We start from the raw sequence: 18,917 nt of genomic DNA, 5'->3' as shown, positions 1-18,917 counted from the left end.
GGACCCCGCTGACCGCCCGCGCACCCGCCGCTGACAACGACTGACCACCGCTGACGGCCCGGCGGCCGGGGACCTCGGGCGTCCGAGGTCAGGGGCGCAGGAGGAGTTCTCCGGCCAGGTGGACGGCCTCGCGTCTGGTGCGTCCGGGATGGTCCGCGGCGATGAAGTGACGGCCGATCGCGAGCGCGAAGGTCAGGATGCTCCGCGCCTCGACCTCGTCGGGGTCCTCGATGAAGCTCCCGAACATCGCGCGCAGGAAGTCCATCCGGACGTTGTCGACCCGCCGCAGCCGCGCCGCGACCGACGGGTCGTGGCGGGCCCACTCGCGGACCGCGAGATCGATCCGGTGCAGGTCGTCGGAGAAGGTCAGCTGGCCGGCGCGCCGGATCCGTCCGGCGGGGTCCCCGCCTTCGGACTCGACCTGCTCGAGGATGTCGTCGGTGCAGCGGCGTTCCCACTCGTCGAGCATCTCGGCGAGCAACGCGGGACGACCGTCGAAGTACCCGTAGAAGCCGCCCTTCGTCACCCCGAGTTCGGCGGCCAGGGCCTCGATCCGGACGGCGTCCGGCCCGCCCCGGGCCAGGGCGTCGAGTCCGGCTTCGATCCAGCGGCTTCGTGGGGTACGGGCGGTGGGAGGCACCTGCTCACCTGTTCTCGGGGATGTCCGTGTCGAGAGAGTGTACGGTACCGTACAAATGAGATGTACGGCTCCGTACAGAACGAGAGGTCCCACTGTGGCACGACTCGCGAAGTCCACTCACACCGAGCATCCGTGGCGCATCCACGAACTCACCGGCGACTTCCGGGTCGAGGACGTGTGGGCGTTCCGCACCCCCGGAGCCGGACCCGGCGACTTCCCGGCGATGCTGGCGGCGATGCGGACCGGCGGCGGGCTCGCCGGACAGCCCCGGCCGGTGCGGTTCCTGTTCGCCGTCCGGTGGAGGCTCGGCGCGCTCCTCGGCTGGGACGACCCGGCGACGGGCGTCGGTGCGCGGGTCGCCTCGCTCCGCGACCGCCTGCCCGACGACCTCCGCGATGCGCCCCGGGGCCGGGACAGCGACGCCATGCCCCTGAAAGGGGTCTACGAACTCGCCACGGAGTCCGCCCGCGAACTGGCGAACAAGACCGTGCACACCGTGATGCACCTCGGCTGGGCGCAGGGCGCGAACGGTGACCACGAGTTGCGGATGGCCGTTCTCGTCAAGCCCAACGGATGGTTCGGGCGGCTCTACATGGCCGCCATCGCGCCCTTCCGGCACCTCGTCGTCTATCCGGCCCTGACCCGCCGGTGGGAACGGGCCTGGCGCGAGCGCGGCGACCTCGCGGCGCGGCCTGGTGAACGGGGCCGGCGATGAACGCCGCCAAGCGACCGCTGCGCTGGGCGAGCGGCATCATGCTCGTGCTGGGGACGGGTCACCTGCTGTTGCTGACCCTGCTCGCCCAGGAGGACGTCACCGGCTGGGTGGATCGGGGGGTGTGGGCGGCCGTCCCGCTCGCACTGGCGGACGGGGACGCCGGGTCCCCGCAGAACCAGCTCGCCTTCTGGGCCGGTCCGGGAAGCTTCGCCGTGCCCCTGATCCTCCTGGGCTGCCTGACATGGCACCTCGCCGGACGCGGGGTGGCCGTGCCCGCCGGGATCGGCTGGGGCCTCGCGGCATGGTGTTTCGTCGGCGGCGTCCTGCTCGTGCCGTCCCCGTACTTCGCGGGCGTCGTCTCCGGCGCCCTCATCATCCTGGCCGCACGGAAAGAACCCCGGCCACAAGCGACCCGAACCCGCCAGAACGACCTGCCGTGATCCCCACCCGCCCGCCGCCGGACGCCGACTGGCCGGGGGTTCGCCACGGGCATCAGGCTCAGGCGGTGCGGATTGCCGGCCACTGGAGTGGCCACCTCCGTGGCCACTTGTCAGGGGGCACTATGGGTGCATGACGCTGGGACCGCTGATCCGCGATCTTCGCGAGGCATTGGGGTACTCCCAGGGCCGGCTGGCCGAGTTGCTTTGTGAATCAGCGGGGCGTGCCACCGTGTGCCGTGAGGACATCTCGCGGTGGGAGAACTCCAAACGCACCCCCGGCCCGTTCTGGCTGCGGCACCTGGCCGCAGTGCTAGAGGTTCCCCTGACCGTTCTCGAGGACGCTAAGTTGCACAGGCGCAGATTCCTCACGGACATGGCCGCGACGGCGATCGCGCCCGTTGTGGCCGCCGACCTGATCAGCTCCGGCTTTTCCGCCGCCCTGGCCGCCGATGGCCTTCCCCTGGACTACTGGCAGGACAGGCTGAACGTTTATGGCCGTGACTACATGTCACTGGGGGCGGCCGAGATCCAGCGGCGCCTGGCCCACGATCTGGTGGTCCTGCAACAGCATCTGGATCAGCCCGGCATGTGGGAGATCGCGGCCAAGCTGATGACGCTCTACGGCAAGACCTTCCCGGGATCCGACGGCGCGAAGGCGGCCAACTGGTATCGCATGGCGGCGAAGGCGGCCGATCGTTCGGGCGACGACGCGGCCCGGGTGTGGGTGCGCGGGCGTGCGGCGATCGCCCTCGGGTACGAGGGCGCCTCGCTGGGAATGGCCGAGATGTTCGCCGAGCAGGCCATGCAGATCAGCGACGTTCCCTCGCTCGGGCGGCTGAACGCGCTGATGGGCAAGGCGCACGTCGCCGCGATCAGAGGTGATCGCGGCACCGCCCTGTCCTTGCTGGATGAGGGCCGCCGGGTGTTCGACAGGGCGGGATCACAGGAGCAGACATCGGACTACGCCGTGCCCTGGTGGCGTATGAACGTCTTCGTCTCCCTGCTGGCCGCCCGGCTGGGTGAAGAACGCCTGGCCGTCACGGCGCAGGACGCGGCCCATGCCGAACTTCCCGAGAGCCTGCCCAGATTCGCAACTCACCTCGAAATGCACAAAGGGCTCATGCTGGTCCGCGCGGGGGACAAGTCCGGCGGAACGGCCTATGCCCGGGCCGCCCTTGATCGGCTTCCTCCCGAGAAGCACTCATTGACGCTGCGGCTCCTCATGCAGGAGATCGAGAACGGTGGCCACTGAATAGGCCACTCCCCGTGCGGAGCCGGGTGCCTACCGTTCCGTTGCATGAGCTTCGACAGAGGACGGCGCGCGGCGGGCAAAGGTGACCGGCCGGTATTGGTCAATGACAGGCGTACCTTTCTGCAGGCGCTGGACGAGGCCGTTCGGGGGAATCCGGGGCTGGCGTGCGGGATCGTGACACGGGACGGCGTTCCGGTGCTGTGCGTGATCAATTCCGAGATGCCGCAGTACAAGGCCGAGATCGGCGCGGACTTCATCGATGGCGACTGGCGGTTCGTCTGGGCGGTGTCGGGGGAGGCGATCGGGCCGGTGGACGACCTCGAGGGGGCGGTGGCGGCGATCGCCCGCGCCGTGCGGGTGAACGGGCAGGCCCGGCCGTGATGGTCGGTCCGGGCGAGCTGGGCGAGATCGCCGTGCTTCTCGGGCTGTACGGCGCGGTGTGCGTGGCGTTCGGGGCCGTCTTCGGGGTGGCCGCAGGGCCGACGATCGCGCGAGCGTTCTTTTCCCTGCTCCGACGTTTCCAGACCACTCCGGGTGTGACTCGTCCTTTCGTGATCGGCATGAGGGGCACGATCAGGGGAGCCGGCCTCGCACCTTCGCAGGAATAGACGCCCCGGCCCGCCTTGACGGCGCGCGGGCGGGCCGGGTCTGTGAAAGAAGACGCGCAGGCGCAAAGCGAAGATGCTGGGATGCCTCGATGGGTGGGTGGAATCGAGACCTGTCCCTGCTGAGGAAACAGCCTTGCTTAAAGTGGGTGAACCGCTGTCCTGATCCCGATGCCGTGGGCTGGATGCGGGGGCGGGCGTACACTGCGGTGAATATGTCGAGGGGAGAGGTGAGGTGGGCAAGGGCAAGGATTGGGGCAAGGACGGAGAAGGTGACCGCGGGAAGCACCGGAAGAAGGTGACGTGTTCGGGGTGCAGGGGTGACAAGACCGTCGAGGAGACCAGGGACGGAAAAGTGGTGAAGCGATCCTGCCCGCTGTGCGGGGGAAAGGGCTACGTGTGAAGTCCGCACGGGAGGCGCTGCGCGCGGTGCCCCGCGATCTCTTCATCCCCGATGTGATCTGGGTGGACGGCGAGGACGGATACATGAGGCCGTTGAGCCGGTCGGCCGAGCCGGACAGGTGGGCGACGCTGGTCCACTCCGACGAGTCGGTCATCGTCCAGGTCGACGACGGTGCGAAGGACCGGGGATTCTGGTCGACCAGTTCCAGCAGCGGACCGCCCATCATGGCGAAGATGCTGGACGCCATGCGTCTCGAAGAGGGGATGCGGGTCCTGGAGATCGGAACGGGGACGGGATACAACGCGGCGGTGCTGGCCCATCTGATCGGCGCGGAGAACGTGACCACGATCGAAGTCGACGCCGCCCTCGCCGAACAGGCGCGGCAATCCCTCCGCAAGGCCGGTTACCCCGTCCAGGTGGTGACGGGGGACGGCGAGGAGGGATATCCGCCGAATGCGCCGTACGATCGGATCGTCGCCACGGCCGCCGCGCACACCGTTCCGTACGCCTGGGTCGAGCAGACCCGGCCCGGCGGGCTGATCCTGGTGCCGTGGGCGGCCACCTTCCATCCGGACTGCCCGCTGGCGGTGCTCACCGTGCGGGAGGACGGGACCGGGACCGCTGAGGGACGCTTTGCCGGCCCGTCCTGGTTCATGCCGCTGCGCGGTCAACGGCAGTCCTACGCGGTCGCCCGGGAGGCAAAGGAGCGGTGGGAGAAGGCGGGAAGGCCCGATTCCACGCGCTTCGGCGTCACGGTGACTCCCCAGGGCCAACGGGTCTGGCTGGACGACCCCGGCAACGTCATCTGACCGTGCCCGCCCACCTGCGCCGGTGGGCGGGCGCAGGCTCCGGGTCAGCGGGAGAGGGCTCCGCCGCCGGTGAGCAGCATGGTCAGCTCGACGCGGGAGCGGATGTCCAGGCGGGCGAAGATGTTGCGCAGGTGGTGCTCGATCGTGCGGGGGCTCAGGGTGAGCTGGGCGGCGATCTCGCGGTTGGTGGCGCCCTCCGCCACCAGCCGGGCGATCTGGAGCTGCTGGGGGGTCAGCAGGTCCAGGCCGGCGGGGGCGGCGGCGGGCTCGACGGTCTCGCCGGCGGCGCGGAGCTCGGCGCGGGCGCGTTCGGCCCAGCGTTCGGCGCCGTACTCGGTGAAGATCTGCAGGGCGTTGCGCAGGTGGTCGCGGGCGGCGCGGGGCTGGCGGCTGCGGCGCAGCCGGTGGCCGTACAGCAGGGCGGTGCGGGCCTGCTCGAACGCCGAGTCGGCCGAGGCGTGCAGCCGCAGCGCCTCCTCGAAGTGCCGGATCGCCGTCTCGTCGTCGTCGGCCAGCAGCGCCCGGCACCGGTTGGCCAGCGCCAGCCGGTTGGGGCTGCGGGTGCCCTCCGCCCACGCCTCGTACGCGGCCAGCGCGCGGGTCGCCTGCCGCCGCTGGTCGCAGCGCACCGCCGCCTCCACGTAGTGCGGGATCGCCAGCGTCCGGATCACCCGGTGCTGGGCGCCGGTGGCGGTGCGCAGCCGCAGCCGGGCGGCGGCGTCGGCGGGCCGGTCGTCGGCCAGGTCCAGGCAGGCCAGCGCCCAGGCCGCGACGGTGGCGGGCCGGCTGAGCCCGCGCACCCCGACCGGCTCGGTGATCTCCGCCAGATGCGCCGTCGTCGTGTCCCGGTCCCCGAGCTGCGCGCTGACCAGCGCCATCAGCGCCAGATGGTCGATCGCGCAGTTCTCCTGCCCGGCCGCCCGGGCCAGCCGCAGCCCCTCGGCCGAGTCGGCCAGCGCGGCGTGGAACCGGCCCAGCAGGCACTCCGACAGCGACAGGATCACCAGCGACCACGGCAGCAGCGAGGTGGAACGGGGCCGCCGGGCCCGGTGCACCGCCTGCGCCGCCAGCTCGTAGGCCCGCTGGTCCTCGCCGAGCGCGATGGCCGCGCTGCCCGCCCAGGTCTTGGCCACCGGGTCGGTGCCGGCCTCGCCCAGTTCCACCACCCGGCGCAGCGCCGCACGGGCCTCCACGTGCCGGCCGTCGAAGACCACCGCCGCCATGCCGGAGAAGTGCGCCAGCATCAGCTCGGTCACCGGGGGCTCGGCCGGGTGCCGCAACCGGGCGGCGCGTTCGGCGGCCTGCCGGTTGGCCCGGCTGTCGCCGATGAGGTCGGCGGCCTCCGCGGCCCGCATCAGCGCGGTCAGCGCCAGGTTGCGGCGCGGCGCGGCCAGCCGTTCGGCGGCCTCCAGCAGCAGCCGGCGGGCGGCCACCGGATGCCCGTCGCGCAGCTCGATCTCGCCGTGCAGCAGGTCCGCCCGGCCGGCCAGCTCGGGGGTGCGGGCCAGCGGCCGGGCCAGGCGCAGCAGCGTCCGGGCGGTGTGCGGGCGGCCGGCCCGCCAGGAGTCCTCGGCGGCGGCCAGCAGCCGGTCCGCCTTGACCCCCGGGTCGGGGGTGAGCGCCGCGGCCCGCCGCCAGGCGCGGGCGGCGTCGGCGTGGTTGCCCGCCGCCCCGGCCAGCGCGGCGCCCGCGCACAGCTCGTCGGCCAGCTCCGGATCGGGACCCTGCACCGTGGCGGCCCGGTGCCAGGCCCGGCGCAGCCGGTGCCACGGCCGGTCCAGCACCCGGGCCAGCAGGTCGTGCACGGCCCGCCGTTCGGCCAGCGTCGCGTCGGCGTACAGGCAGGTGCGGGCCAGCGGGTCGGGCACCCGCACCGTCTCGCCGTCCACCCGGACCAGCCCGGACCGCTGGGCGCGCTCCCACTCGGCCAGGTCGACCCCGGCCTCGGCGGCGGCCCGGGTCAGGGTGTCCAGCTCCAGCCGGTCGTCGGCCACCGCCAGCAGCACCAGCGTGCGGGCCCCGGGCCCGAGCGCGTCCAGCCGCCGCCGGAAGTGGGTGCGCATCCGGCTGTCGCGGGGCAGCGCGGCGGGCGGCGGGGCCTGCCCGGTGAGCTGCTCGGGGGTCAGCTCGGCGGCCAGCTCCACCAGCGCCAGCGGGTTGCCGGCGGCCAGTTCCACCAGCTCGGCGGCCGGGTCGCCGCACACGTCCGGGATGTGGTCGCGCACCACCTTCAGCGCCGCGTCCGGGTCCAGCGGATGCAGCCGCATGGCCGGGATGTCGGCCAGGCAGTCCAGCCGGTCCTCGCCGCGGTCGTCACCGGCGAACAGCAGCACCACCGGCTCGTCGGCCAGCCGGCGCGCCGCGAACGTCAGCGCGTCCAGCGACGGGCGGTCCAGGTGGTGGGTGTCGTCGACCCAGCACAGCACCGGGCCGGACCGGCCCAGCTCGGCCAGCAGCCCGAGCACCGCCCGGCACAGCGCGAACGGGTCGGCGGCCGGGCCGGGCCCGCCCGCGCCGGTCAGGAACGCCAGCGCGGCGGCCTCCCCGGCGGGCAGCCCGGCGGTCGCCGAGAACACCGGCCGCAGCAGCCGGTGCAGCCCGGCCAGCGCGAACCGGGACTCGCCGCGGATGCCGCGGGTGCCGATGGTCTGGAAGTCGGGCGCGGCCTCGCGGACGGCGGCGTCCAGCAGCGCGGTCTTGCCCATGCCCGCGCCGCCCACCACGGCGAGCGCGCCGCCGCGGCCCGACCGGGCCCGGGCGATCAGGGCGCGGACGGCGGCCAGTTCCTCGTCCCGCCCGTACAGCGCGGGACCGGGGGAGGCGACGGGCTCGGCGGCGACGGGGGCCGGAGCCGGCGGTTTGGGGGGTGCGAACAACGAGTCGGGTGGCATGTCGTTCCTTCCCGCTCAGAACTGGACCTCTTCCGGCGTGTCCGGGGGTCGCGGGGTAGCGGACACCGGCGCTCCGGCGGACCGGAACGCTGTGGAAGGGGTTCACCTGCTCAGCTGGGTGGGGTGTATTTCTCCGCCAGCGGGGACTCCACGGGCTGGCGGTGTATCTTCAGCCCGCCGAGTTCGTCGCGGTCGGGCTTGAGCACATAGGCGGAACGGGCCGCCGGGACGGTCCACCGGGAGTAGTCCTGCGCGGGACCGCCCAGCCCGGTGAGGAACTGGGAGTTGGAACGGTGCGCGGCCACGATGCCCTCACGGCTGAGGTCGCGCATGGAACAGGCCTTCTTGAGGGCCTCCCCGACGGTGGCGGCCGCGCCGTACCCCGCGATCACCGCGAGGTCGACCGGCTGCCCCCGGTAGGTCTTCCGGTAGTCACGGGCGACCTGCCGGATGCCCTCGATCGGCGCGGACGGCGGGGCCGCCGCGCTGAGCACGTAGAAGTCCTTCTCGAAGTACGGGCCGACCGGGGTGTCCAGCAGTTGCTCGGCGAACGCCGAGTTGCTGGCCACGAAGGGCACGTTCAGCCCCTTGGCGGCGGAGGCCCCGACCAGCGAGGCCGCCTGCAGCGGGCCGACGCTCACCAGCACCGCCCGCACGCCGGCCCGGCGGAACGCGGCGACCGCCGCGGTCATGTCGTTGTCGGTGGGCGCGACCTCGTGCTCGACCAGCTCCAGCCGGGACTGCCGGGCGGCCCACCGGGAGCCGGTGACGGCGCTGTCGCCGTAGTCGCCCTGCAGGTACAGGTGCCCGATCCTGTCGCCGGCGCGCAGGCCGTGCTCCTTGGTCAGGAACTCGACGCCGTTGACCATGTCGACGTCGTAGGTGGTGCCCACGATCTGCACGTACTTGCTGCCGAGCAGGGTGTGCGCCCACGCCTGGGGCACGGTCAGCACCCGGTCGGCCTCGATCCGGGCCCGCAGCGCCGCGGTGATGGGGGAGCCGATGATCTGCGGGATCGCCGCCGAGTGCGGCGCGACCTCGGTGTAGGCGGTCACCGCCTTGCGCACGTCGTACCCGTGGTCGCGGACGACCAGCTCCACCTTGCGCCCGCAGGCCCCGCCGGCGTCGTTGAACCGATCGAAGTACAGCCTCTGCGCCTGGGTCACCCCCTTGCCCAGCGGGGCGTAGGGGCCGGTCAGGTCGGTCAGCGCGGCAACGGTGATCTTGTCTGCGGCCACACCGGGCCCGGTCCGCATGGAGTCGGAGTACTGCGCCGTCGCCTTGCCGGCGCAGCCCGCGAGCCCGGCCACCACGAGTGTGAGGGCCGCCAGACGGACCGGACCACCGTGGAAGCCGGGGGGGTGGAAACGTGGAGCGAGCACGTTGCCTCCTTCGGGGGTCGGTCGCACACCAGCATGGACGACGATGATGGTCCAGTGTCACGAATGAATTAAGGGAGGCGGCTCAACGGTCCGGGTTCGCGGTTGTGTGCGCACACAATCGTCGCTTTTTGTTGGATCGCTGATATAGCGCGGCCCCTGACGCGGTGGCAGCATGGCCGCACTCATCGAGGGAGGTGGCGCATGGGCGTACTCACAACCTCGCCCGCCAAGGCCGACCGCGAGATCATCAGGCGCGCGGTCCGCAGGCTGTCGGACCAGCTTCCGCAGCTGGCGGACCGGCTGGTCAATGAGATCCTGGCCGGTGAGGGCGGGGATCGTCCAGCCGAACTGCGGGCCGATTTGTGGGAGGTGTCTCACATCGGCCTCGGCCACGGCATCGAGGCGATCCTGGAGCCCGGCCGCGGCCGCCCCGACCTGCGCTGGGCCGAGGAGCTGGGCCGCCGCCGCGCCGAGCAGGGCCTGCCGCTGGACCAGCTGCTGCGGTCCTACCGGCTGGCCGGCTGCGTGTTCTGGGAGGGTCTGGTCGAGGTCGTCAGCGAGGAGGACCCGGCGTACGTGCCGATGCTGGTCCGCCACGCCACCCAGACCTGGCACACCATCGACCAGCAGTCCACCACCGCCGCCGAGGCCTACCACCGCACCGAGTACGAGCTGCTGCGGCGCAGCGAGGAACGGGTCGCCGCGATCGTCGACGCCCTGCTGGAGGGGCGCGGCACCGACCCGGGGCTGCTGCCGTCGGCGACGCGGGCGCTCGGGCTGCCCGCCCAGGGCCGGTACGCCGTCGTGGTGATCGACCAGCGCGACGTGCTGGACGGCCAGCGCTTCGTGCGGCCGGTGGACGGCGGCGGGCTGCGGTTCATCTGGCGGATGCGCGCCGACACCCAGATCGCGGTGGTCTCCCTGGGCAACGCCGACCTGTCGGACCTGGTGGAGACGCTGCGCCCGCGGGTGCACAGCCACGCCGGGATCAGCCCGGTGGTGGACGGCCTGGCCGACCTGGGCAAGGCCCGCTGGCTGGCCGAGCTGGCGCTGCGCACCTGCCGGGAGCCCGGGGCGGAGATCGCCCGGCTGGACCGCCGGCTGCCGGACGCCCTGGTGGTGTCGCAGCCGGAGCTGGCCGACCGGCTCGGCCGCGGGGTGCTGGGAGCGTTCTCCGACGTCAACCCGGCGTTCCGGGACGTGCTGGTGTCCACCCTGACGACCTGGCTGGAGTGCGACGGCTCGGCGTCGCGGGCGGCGAGCCGGCTGTACTGCCACCACAACACGGTGCTCAACCGGCTGCGCCGGATCGAGCAGCTCACCGGCCGTTCCCTGAACCGGCCCCGGGACCTGGTGGAGGTCGTGCTCGCGCTGAGCGCGCTCAAGCTGGTGAACAGCAGGGACCCGGCCTCCCGCGCCTGACGGCGCCGGGGGCCGGGTCCCCGCCGGACCGGCCGGTCCCCGGCGTCAGCACCTGGGCGAGCAGATCCGCCGGGACGTGCCGGCCAGGAAGATCCGCTCCATGTCCTTGGCGGTGTGCGCGATGTGCACGCTGCCGCCGGTGGCCCTGGCGATCCGGTTCAGCTCGTTCCTGTCGACCTCGTCGCCGAAGCCGATGATCACCACCTGGACCGGGCGGGCCGGGTCGGCGCCCTCCCGCAGCCGCCGCAGCGTCTGCTCCAGGGTGGGCCCGTCGGCGTCGTCGTTGCGCCCGTCGGTCATCAGCAGCACGGTGTTGACCATGTCGGGCTTGTAGGTCTCGCGCATGTACTCGACCGCGGCGATCACCGAGTCGTACAGGCCGGTGTCGCCGTCGGGCTTGGGCCGCAGCGAGGACAGCGACGACAGGATCCGCTGCCGCCGGGTGACCGAGCCGGTCCGCTCGCCCAGCGGGCCCAGCTCCACGGTCTGCCGCCAGTCCCGGCGGCCGTCCATCCTGGTGGAGAACACCCACTGCCCCAGCTCGGTGTCGTCCGGCTGGTACGACAGGCCGAGCTGGGCGGCCTGCGCGAGCACCTGCATCCGGGTCTTGCCGCCCGAGCCGGGCACCTTGGCCGCCATCGACCCGGAGACGTCCAGCACCGACAGCATCCGGCTGGTCAGCGACAGCTTGGCCCAGGCCTGCAGGGTGGCGCGGACCTCGGACGGCTCGGGGTCGGGCAGCAGCCGGATGCCCTCGGTGTCCGGGCGGCCGGTGCGGAACCCCAGGCCGCGCAGCGCGGCGCGGGTGCGCTCGGTGCGGATCTCGCGCTCCAGCAGCCGGGCCGCCTCGGTCCGGTCCTCGGCGTCGGCGACCACCGTGTACGGGTAGTCCAGCGCCAGCGTGCCGTCCGCCGGCCAGACCACCTCCAGCGGCTCGGCCGGCCGGTCCCGGTTGTGGCTGCGCACCGCCTGCTCGGAGGCGATCACGAGCCGGCCGCGCGGGCCGGAGAACAGGGTCCTGGTGTCCTGGACGACGCCCTCCCGGGCGCCGCGCACGATGCCGGTGAACTTCTCGGTGGCGGCGGGGTCCTCGGCCAGCAGGGTGCGGACGATCATCAGCAGGCCCATCCCGGCCGCACTGCGGCCCGGGTCGGTGACCCGCGCCTTGGGGTGCTTGCCCGCCAGCAGTTCCAGCCACTTCGGCGGGCTGCCGGCGGTGGGCCTGCCCTTGGCCGACACCGGGACGCCCGCCACGATCGGCGACTGCGCGATGGAGAACCCCGGCTGCGGCATCCGCGCCTCCCCGCCGGGGGCGGCGGCCGACCACAGCGACGAGTCGGGGATCCACACGTCCGGCTTGCGCTCGAGGACCTGGGAGCTGCCGGTGCCGGACAGCATGGCGGCCACCGCGGCGGGCTCGGCGGTGGTGACGACGGCCCGCACGCACTTGCCGCCGGCGACGTGCCGTTCCCCGGTGAAGCGGTCGGCGGCCGGCCGGATCGCGGGCTCGATCTCGGGCGCCACCGCGACGTGCAGGTCGACGGTGCCGCGGGCGGCGCAGCCGAACGACCCGGCGAACGCGTAGCACCCGGCCCCTATCAGCGCCGTCGCCACGGTGGCCGCGGCGACGGCGGTGAGGTTGCGGCGGCCGGGACGTCCCGGCCGGGTGCTGTGGCGTCCGCTCACGGATTGCCCCCTTGTCGACCCGGTCCCTGGCCCCCCGAAGTGCCAGAAGATTCGTGCGTGGGGGTTGGCCGGTCAATCCGAATTCCTCAACACTGTCACCGGTCACCATCGAAAGCGGCCCGGTGGTGTGTTCGCTCACAGTTCCCGCCGCGCTTCCTGGGCCGATGCAGGGCACTGGTGATTTCACCGATGCCGAAGGAGTGTGACGCGTCCAACACTCCTTTCTGCCCCGGCATCCCCCCCGTGCCGGGACGGTCCAGGAAAGGACGCAGATGAAGACGAACCTGGTGCGCAAACTGAAGATGCTGCCGGCGATCGTTGCCCTGGCGGGCAGCGGCATCGCGGTGGCGCCCGGCACCGCCGCCGCGGCCGACAACCCCTACGAGCGCGGCCCCAACCCGACGGAGTCCCTGATCGAGGCGGCGCGCGGCCCGTTCTCGACCTCGCAGACCACCGTCTCCTCGCTGAGCGTCACGGGCTTCGGCGGCGGCGTGATCTACTACCCGACCGACACCAGCCAGGGCACCTTCGGCGGCATCGCCATCTCGCCCGGCTTCACCGCCTCCTGGTCCAGCCTGGACTGGCTCGGCCCGCGCCTGGCCTCGCACGGGTTCGTGGTGATCGGCATCGAGACCAACAGCCGTCTGGACCAGCCGGCCAGCCGCGGCGACCAGCTGCTGGCGGCGCTGGACTACCTGACCCAGCGCAGCTCGGTGCGCAGCCGCGTGGACGCCACCCGCCTGGCGGTGGCCGGCCACTCGATGGGCGGCGGCGGCAGCCTGGAGGCCGCCAAGGACCGCACCTCGCTGAAGGCCGCGATCCCGCTGGCGCCGTGGAACACCGACAAGACCTGGCCCGAGGTCCGCACGCCGACCCTGATCATCGGTGGCGAGTCCGACACCGTGGCCTCGGTGTCCTCGCACTCCATCCCGTTCTACAACAGCCTGACCAACGCCCGTGAGAAGGCGTACCTGGAGCTGGACAACGCCAGCCACTTCTTCCCGCAGACCAGCAACACCACCATGGCCAAGTACATGATCAGCTGGATGAAGCGGTACATCGACAACGACACCCGCTACGAGCAGTTCCTGTGCCCGGGCCCGTCGACGGGGCTGTTCAGCGACATCTCCGACTGGCGGCAGACCTGCCCGGGCAGCTGACCCGCTGACCCCAGGGCGTGACGAGAACGGCGGCCGTGCCCGGCACGGCCGCCGTTTCCCGTTTTCAGCCCCGGGGCCAGATCAGCTCCATCACGCTGCTCAGCCCCTCGAGCCCGTGCCCGGCGGCGTCCGTCCTGGCGTACAGGTCGCGGATCGCCTCGGGCACGCCGGTGTCCAGACCCGCGTCCCGGAACGCCTCCACCACGTGGGCCATGCCCACCGCCTGCATGTGCAGGCTGTTCTCCTCGCCCGGGTACTCGCGGGCGTCGATCTCCCGGGTGAGGACGGACAGGAACCCCATCGGCCCGTCCCCGGTGAGCTGGTCGAAGATCCGCGCCGCGAACGGCTGCAGCTCCTTGGCCGCCGCCCCGGCCGTCCCCACCAGCGCGGCGGCGTGGAAGTAGCCGACCAGCGAGGACCAGAACAGCATCAGCATCGCCTGGTAGAACAGCATCGCCAGGCCGGGGTCGGCGCCCATGTGCCGGACCTCGCCGAGGACCTCCAGCGCCTCGCGGTGGGCGTTCAGGACCTCCTCGGAGCCCGCGTAGAAGACGTAGGAGTCCGGCGTCCCGATCCCCGGCGGAGGCACCATGATCCCCCCCGGTGATCAGCTCGGCGCCGTGCCCGGCCGCCCACCGCGCCGCCTCCCGCAGCTCGTTCGGCGTCCCCGAGCTGAGGTTGACCAGCACCTTCCCCTTGAGCGCCGCCTCCGAGCCGGCGAACGTGTCGTACATGGCGGCGTAGTCCACCTGGCTGATCACCACCAGGTCGCCCGCCGCCAGCGCCGCCGCCGGGGTGGGCGCCTGCTCGGCCCCCTGCTCCACCAAGGGGGCGGCCTTGGCGGCCGTGCGGTTCCACACCGTTGTGCGACGTCCCTGCCCGAGGAACGCCGCGGCCATCGCCGACCCCATCGCGCCCAGTCCGATCACCGTCACCGGTGCGTGCATCATCGCCTCCAAAGTCTGTGTGCGTTCACAACCCTGCGCGCGGGCGCTTCGGGAACCCTTCGGGAGCACTACGGGCGGGTGACTACGCTGGCGGTGTGCGCTTCGGGGTGCTCGGCCCGCCGGTCGTGTGGACGGACGGCGGTGAACCCGTCACGGTGCCCGAGGCCAAGGTCCGCCGCCTGCTGGCCGACCTGCTCGCGCACCGGGGACGGCCCGTTCCGGCCGGCCGGCTGATCTTCGACCTGTGGGGGGACCGCCCGCCCCGCAACCCGTCCGGGACGCTGCAGGCCCGCGTCTCCCAGTTGCGGCGGGCGCTGGAGGACGCCGAGCCCGGAGCCCGCGCGCTGGTGGTGTCGGGTCCGGCCGGGTACGCGCTGCACGTGGAGCCCGAGGCGGTCGACGCCGACCGGTTCGCGGCGCTGCTGTCCCGGGCCCGCGAGGCCGCCGACCCCGCGTCCCGGGCACGGCTGCTGACCGAGGCGCTGGCGTTGTGGCGGGGTCCGGCGTTCGACGGGGTCGCCGACGAGGACTTCGCCCGGGCGGAGGCCGCCGGGCTGGAGGAGCTGCGGCTGCTGGCGGTCGAGGAGCGGGCCGAGGCGCGCCTGGAGCTGGGCGAGCACGCCCAGGTGGCGGCCGAGCTGGCGGTGGAGGTGGCCCGCCATCCGCTGCGCGAACGGCTGCGCGCCGCCCACCTGCTGGCGCTGTACCGGTCCGGGCGGCAGGGCGAGGCGCTGGCCGGCTACCAGGAGCTGCGGGAACGGCTGGCCGAGGAGCTGGGCGCGGACCCCGGCCCCGAGCTGGCCGCGCTGCACCGGGCGATGCTGCGCCAGGACCCCGCGCTGTCGCCGGACCCCGAGCTGCCCGTCCCGCTCACCGAGCTGATCGGCCGGGACGACGAGATCCGCCGCACCGCCGAACTGCTGGCCGGGCACCGGCTGGTGACGCTGACCGGTCCCGGCGGGGTCGGCAAGACACGGCTGGCCCTCGCGGTCGCCGGGCGGGCCGCCCACCCGGACGGCGTGCGGCTGGTGGAGCTGGCCTCGCTGCCGCCCGGCGCGGGCGAGGAGGAGGTCGCCGAGGCGGTGGCGGCGGCGCTGGACGTCCGGGACGACCACGCCCCCGGACCGCGGCCCGCCCGCGGTATGCGGCCGGTCGACCGGCTCGCCGCGGCGGTGCGCGCCCGCCGCATGCTGCTGGTCCTGGACAACTGCGAGCACCTGGTGGAGGCCGCCGCCGTGGTGGCGCAGCGGCTGCTGGCCGCCGCCCCCGGGCTGCGGGTGCTGGCGACCGGCCGGGAACCGCTGGGGCTCGCCGGCGAGCGGGTCCTGCCGGTGCCGCCGCTGGACCTGCCCGGCCCGCAGGACGACCCGGCGGAGTCCGGCGCGGTACGGCTGTTCGTCGCGCGGGCGACCGCCGCCGACCCGGCGTTCGCGTTCGATCCCGGCGCCGCCCCGGCCGTGGCCGCGATCTGCACCCGGCTGGACGGGCTGCCGCTGGCGCTGGAACTGGCCGCCACCCGGGTGCGGGCCCTCGGCGTGCACGAGCTGGCCGCCCGGCTCGACGACCGGTTCCGGCTGCTGGCCGGCGGGCGGCGGGACGCCCCGGCCCGGCACCGCACCCTGCGCGCCGTGATCGACTGGAGCTGGGAGCCGCTGCCCGAGCCGGAACGCGCGGTGCTGCGCCGGCTGGCCGTGCACGCCGACGGCTGCACCCTGCGGGCGGCGGAGGCGGTGTGCGCCGGCGACGGCGTCCCGGCCGCCGACGTCCCCGAACTGCTGGCCCGGCTGGTGGACCGTTCGCTGGTGGTGGTGACGCGCACGCGCGGCGAGACGCGCTACCGGCTGCTGGAGTCGGTCGCCGCGTACTGCCACGAGCGGCTGGAGGCGGCGGGGGAGACCGCACGGGTCCGCGCCCGGCACCTGGACCACTACCTGGACCTGGCCGAACGCGCCGAGCCGGCGCTGCGCGGCCGCGCGCAGCGCCGGACCCTGGCGCTGCTGGACGCCGAGAGCGCCAACCTGCGGACCGCGCTGGAGCACGCCGCCGATCCCGGACGGGCCCTCCGCCTGGTCAACGCGCTGGCCTGGTACTGGTACCTGCGCGGGCGGATCGGCGAGGCCCGCCGTTCCTTCGCGCAGGCGCTGTCGATCGACGGGCCCGTCCCCGACGACCTGCGGGCACAGGCGCTGGCCTGGCAGGCGGGCATGGTGATGGCCGCCGGGGAGGACCCCGGTGAGTTCCCGCCCCCGGCGCCGGGGCCGGGCGGGGCGCGGGCGGAGTGGTTCCGCACGTTCGTCTCCTGGGCCTACCGGGACCTGCGCGAGCACGAGGAACGGGTCGATCACGTGCTGGCGGCGTTCCGTGAGTTCGGGGACCGGTGGGGGGAGGCCGCCGCGCTGGTCGTCCGCGCGAAGCTGGCGCTGGGACGCGGGAGCCTGACCCGGCTCGAACGGGACGCCGAGCACGGCCTGGCGCTGTTCCGCGAGCTGGGCGACGACTGGGGGGTGAGCGAGGCCGTCGACACGCTGGGCATGTACGCCGAGATCGTCGGCGACTACGACCGCGCCGCCCGGCTGCACACCGAGGGGCTGCGGCTGGCCGAGGCGCACGGCATCCGGACCCGGGTGTCGTTCGCGCTGTCCAGGCTGGGGCGGATCGCGATGCTCACCGGAGACCTCGACCGCTCCCGGGACCTGCACGAGCGGGCCGCCCGGCTGGCCGCCGAGCACGCCGACAAGTCCGCCGAGGAGTTCGCCGGGGTCGGGCTGGCCCTGGTGGCGCGCCGCCAGGGCCGCCTGGACGAGGCCGAACGCCGGCTGCGCCAGTGGCTGCCCTGGCTCCGCCAGATCAACGGCGATCCGGGCGTGTCGTTCGTGCTCGCCGAACTCGGCTTCGTCGCCGAGCAGCGCGGCGACGCCGCCGAGGCCCTGGAACTGCACCGCGAGGCCCTCGCCGCGGCGGGCGGCACCCGCCTGCTGGAGGACGGGACCCTGCCCGGCGACGCCGAGCCCCGCGCGGCGGCCCTCGCCCTGGAGGGCCTGGCGGGCGCGTACTCCCTGGCCGGAGACCCGCACCGCGCCGCCCGGCTGCTGTCCATGGCGGCCGGCATCCGCGCGTCGGTGGGCGCGCCCCTGCCCGCCGGCGAACGCGGCGACGTGGACCGCATCACCCGCCGCATCCACGACATGCTCGGCGCCGAGGCCGTGTGACAGGCCGGGGCCGGCGCCTTCCGGTGGACGCGCCCGGCCCCGGAAGGGTCAGCGATCAGCCGGCAGAGGAGTCCAGGGCGTCCAGGACGTCCTGCGGGGCCTTGCCGAGCCGTTCACGCTGCGGGAAACGGCCGGTCGGCACCTGTGCGACCTCCCGGGCGGTGCCGTAGTCCACCACCGAGATCCGGTCCTTGTTGCTCAGCGACACGAAGCAGTGCCCGCCGTCCACGCTGGTCTGCGCCCAGTACGGCAGCGAGTCCGTCGGGTAGTGCACGAACCCGTCCGTGGTCAGGCCGGGCCGCGACACGATCGCCGTGTAGTCGTCGATGGTGCCGGCCATGCACAGCTTCCGCTCGTCCGGAGTGATCGCCAGGCCGTGGTGCGCGGAGTTCATCGGGTAGTCGTCCGGCGACATCTGGCTGGCCTTGGCGCTGTAGGGCATCTGGACCGTCCGCAGCGTCCGGCCGGTGGTCAGGTCGAACTCGATGAAGCCGTTCAGGTACGACAACTGCGAGTACATGTACCTGTTGTCGGCCGTGTAGACCGAGGGCCGGATGCCGAAGTCGAACCTGTGGGTCCGCACGACCTGGAAGGTCCTCGCGTCCACCACCGTGACCTGCCGGGGGCCTTTCAGGGCGTTGAGGGCCCGGGGCAGCGAGACGTTCCCGATCGACTGGTTGTAGAGCAGGGTGCCGTCCGGGCTGTAGTCGTTGCCGTGCGGATACGTCCCGGTCGGGAACGTGGTGACGACCTGCCCGGTGGCGGTGTCCAGCACCTCGACCTTCGAGGCGGTGAGCGCCGACACCACGAATCTCGTCCCGTCCGGCGACAGCGCCGCGTGGTCGGCCTTGAAGCCCTCCACCTTGTGCCGCCACTTCATCTGCCGGGTCCTGACGTCGAACGCCACCACGTCCGCGAGGTTCCCGCGCGACACGTACAGCGTCCGCCCGTCCGGGGACAGCGCGATGTCGTCGACGAACTTCTTGTAGCCCTGCAACTGGTTGACGGTCTCGTACCCGAGCCGCTCCACCAGCGTCATCGAGTCCAGCCGCTCCTGCAGGTCCGGGATCGCGTTCAGCGACCCCAGGTTCTCGAACGTCCGCCCGTCGATGAAGCTGACCGTCCCGGCCTGCGCGTTCCCCACCAGCAGCACGTCCCGCATCGGGGCGGCCTGCGCCCCCGGCACGGTGACGGCGGACAGCGGCAGCAGCGCGAGCACGCCCAGCGCGAGCGCCTTCCATCGGAATCCGACCATGTGCAGTCCTCTCGGTCCGGAAAACACCGTGAGCACCGCGCCGGGACCGGCACGACCCGTCCACGGTCCGGCGGCAGGGGCGTGCCGCCGGACCGGCCGGC

At 73.5% G+C, this 18,917-nt stretch carries 14 protein-coding genes and 1 pseudogene; 8 read left to right on the top strand and 7 right to left on the bottom strand.

Annotated features, from left to right (window positions below):
• Positions 1–88 precede the first annotated feature (88 nt).
• The gene (locus HNR21_RS03040; protein ID WP_312880814.1) at positions 89–640 is read right to left on the bottom strand and encodes a TetR/AcrR family transcriptional regulator; all 552 of its coding nucleotides are present in this window, start codon (positions 638–640) and stop codon (positions 89–91) included.
• A 94-nt stretch (positions 641–734) separates the two neighbouring features.
• On the opposite strand from HNR21_RS03040, the gene HNR21_RS03035 reads away from it, so the two are divergent.
• The 5 genes from HNR21_RS03035 (at position 735) to HNR21_RS03015 (ending at position 4,864) form a co-directional block, all read left to right on the top strand.
• Positions 735–1,355 (top strand): DUF2867 domain-containing protein, encoded by a 621-nt coding sequence (locus HNR21_RS03035; RefSeq protein WP_182703947.1) that lies wholly within the window; start codon positions 735–737, stop codon positions 1,353–1,355.
• On the top strand, positions 1,352–1,795 hold the full coding sequence (locus tag HNR21_RS03030) for a DUF6463 family protein (protein WP_182703946.1): 444 nt from the start codon (positions 1,352–1,354) through the stop codon (positions 1,793–1,795). Before HNR21_RS03035 ends, HNR21_RS03030 begins: the two co-directional genes overlap by 4 nt.
• A gap of 130 nt (positions 1,796–1,925) precedes the next feature.
• Positions 1,926–3,047, top strand: a complete 1,122-nt coding sequence (locus tag HNR21_RS03025; RefSeq protein WP_182703945.1) for a helix-turn-helix domain-containing protein — start codon at positions 1,926–1,928, stop codon at positions 3,045–3,047.
• A gap of 45 nt (positions 3,048–3,092) precedes the next feature.
• Positions 3,093–3,428 (top strand): hypothetical protein, encoded by a 336-nt coding sequence (locus HNR21_RS03020; RefSeq protein ID WP_182703944.1) that lies wholly within the window; start codon positions 3,093–3,095, stop codon positions 3,426–3,428.
• 623 nt (positions 3,429–4,051) lie between these two features.
• On the top strand, positions 4,052–4,864 hold the full coding sequence (locus HNR21_RS03015; RefSeq protein ID WP_312880813.1) for a methyltransferase domain-containing protein: 813 nt from the start codon (positions 4,052–4,054) through the stop codon (positions 4,862–4,864).
• A 44-nt stretch (positions 4,865–4,908) separates the two neighbouring features.
• Here HNR21_RS03015 and HNR21_RS03010 read toward each other — a convergent pair whose 3' ends face one another.
• Both HNR21_RS03010 and HNR21_RS03005 read right to left on the bottom strand, forming a co-directional pair.
• Positions 4,909–7,755 (bottom strand): AAA family ATPase, encoded by a 2,847-nt coding sequence (locus HNR21_RS03010; protein ID WP_182703943.1) that lies wholly within the window; start codon positions 7,753–7,755, stop codon positions 4,909–4,911.
• 110 nt (positions 7,756–7,865) lie between these two features.
• Entirely contained in the window at positions 7,866–9,137 is a 1,272-nt protein-coding gene (locus HNR21_RS03005; protein WP_312880812.1) for an ABC transporter substrate-binding protein, read from the bottom strand.
• Positions 9,138–9,338: 201 nt separating this feature from the next.
• On the opposite strand from HNR21_RS03005, the gene HNR21_RS03000 reads away from it, so the two are divergent.
• The gene (locus HNR21_RS03000) at positions 9,339–10,559 is read left to right on the top strand and encodes a PucR family transcriptional regulator (protein WP_182703942.1); all 1,221 of its coding nucleotides are present in this window, start codon (positions 9,339–9,341) and stop codon (positions 10,557–10,559) included.
• Between the two features lie 45 nt (positions 10,560–10,604).
• Here the strand turns inward: HNR21_RS03000 and HNR21_RS02995 are convergent, their stop codons facing one another.
• Positions 10,605–12,245 carry a substrate-binding and VWA domain-containing protein gene (locus HNR21_RS02995; RefSeq protein WP_182703941.1) on the bottom strand — a complete coding sequence of 547 codons (1,641 nt, stop codon included), beginning with the start codon at positions 12,243–12,245 and terminating at the stop codon, positions 10,605–10,607.
• A gap of 272 nt (positions 12,246–12,517) precedes the next feature.
• On the opposite strand from HNR21_RS02995, the gene HNR21_RS02990 reads away from it, so the two are divergent.
• Complete coding sequence (locus HNR21_RS02990) at positions 12,518–13,405, top strand: alpha/beta hydrolase family protein (RefSeq protein WP_182703940.1); 888 nt, start codon at positions 12,518–12,520, stop codon at positions 13,403–13,405.
• A 64-nt stretch (positions 13,406–13,469) separates the two neighbouring features.
• Here the strand turns inward: HNR21_RS02990 and HNR21_RS02985 are convergent, their stop codons facing one another.
• Positions 13,470–13,997: an imine reductase family protein gene (locus tag HNR21_RS02985; protein WP_182703939.1), complete on the bottom strand. Its 528-nt coding sequence runs from the start codon at positions 13,995–13,997 to the stop codon at positions 13,470–13,472.
• Positions 13,998–14,037: 40 nt separating this feature from the next.
• Positions 14,038–14,355: pseudogene (locus HNR21_RS36545) on the bottom strand (NAD(P)-binding domain-containing protein); the annotation flags it as partial.
• Between the two features lie 92 nt (positions 14,356–14,447).
• Here HNR21_RS36545 and HNR21_RS02975 point away from each other — a divergent pair.
• Positions 14,448–17,561 carry an AfsR/SARP family transcriptional regulator gene (locus tag HNR21_RS02975; protein WP_182703938.1) on the top strand — a complete coding sequence of 1,038 codons (3,114 nt, stop codon included), beginning with the start codon at positions 14,448–14,450 and terminating at the stop codon, positions 17,559–17,561.
• A gap of 55 nt (positions 17,562–17,616) precedes the next feature.
• Here the strand turns inward: HNR21_RS02975 and HNR21_RS02970 are convergent, their stop codons facing one another.
• Entirely contained in the window at positions 17,617–18,816 is a 1,200-nt protein-coding gene (locus tag HNR21_RS02970) for a YncE family protein (RefSeq protein WP_182703937.1), read from the bottom strand.
• Positions 18,817–18,917: the final 101 nt, after the last annotated feature.

The organism is Thermomonospora cellulosilytica, from assembly GCF_014138835.1.
Lineage (GTDB): Bacteria > Actinomycetota > Actinomycetes > Streptosporangiales > Streptosporangiaceae > Thermomonospora > Thermomonospora amylolytica.
Note: the sequence above shows the minus strand (reverse complement) of the source record. Positions and strands in the feature narration are given on the sequence as shown.

Bases quoted from the DNA above. Each gene is read 5' to 3' on its own strand.
- HNR21_RS03000 (WP_182703942.1), top strand. From the start codon at position 9,339: ATGGGCGTACTCACAACCTCGCCCGCCAAGGCCGACCGCGAGATCATC.
- HNR21_RS03030 (WP_182703946.1), top strand. From the start codon at position 1,352: ATGAACGCCGCCAAGCGACCGCTGCGCTGGGCGAGCGGCATCATGCTC.
- HNR21_RS02990 (WP_182703940.1), top strand. From the start codon at position 12,518: ATGAAGACGAACCTGGTGCGCAAACTGAAGATGCTGCCGGCGATCGTT.
- HNR21_RS02985 (WP_182703939.1), bottom strand. From the start codon at position 13,997: ATGGTGCCTCCGCCGGGGATCGGGACGCCGGACTCCTACGTCTTCTAC.
- HNR21_RS03020 (WP_182703944.1), top strand. From the start codon at position 3,093: ATGAGCTTCGACAGAGGACGGCGCGCGGCGGGCAAAGGTGACCGGCCG.
- HNR21_RS03025 (WP_182703945.1), top strand. From the start codon at position 1,926: ATGACGCTGGGACCGCTGATCCGCGATCTTCGCGAGGCATTGGGGTAC.
- HNR21_RS02970 (WP_182703937.1), bottom strand. From the start codon at position 18,816: ATGGTCGGATTCCGATGGAAGGCGCTCGCGCTGGGCGTGCTCGCGCTG.
- HNR21_RS03010 (WP_182703943.1), bottom strand. From the start codon at position 7,755: ATGCCACCCGACTCGTTGTTCGCACCCCCCAAACCGCCGGCTCCGGCC.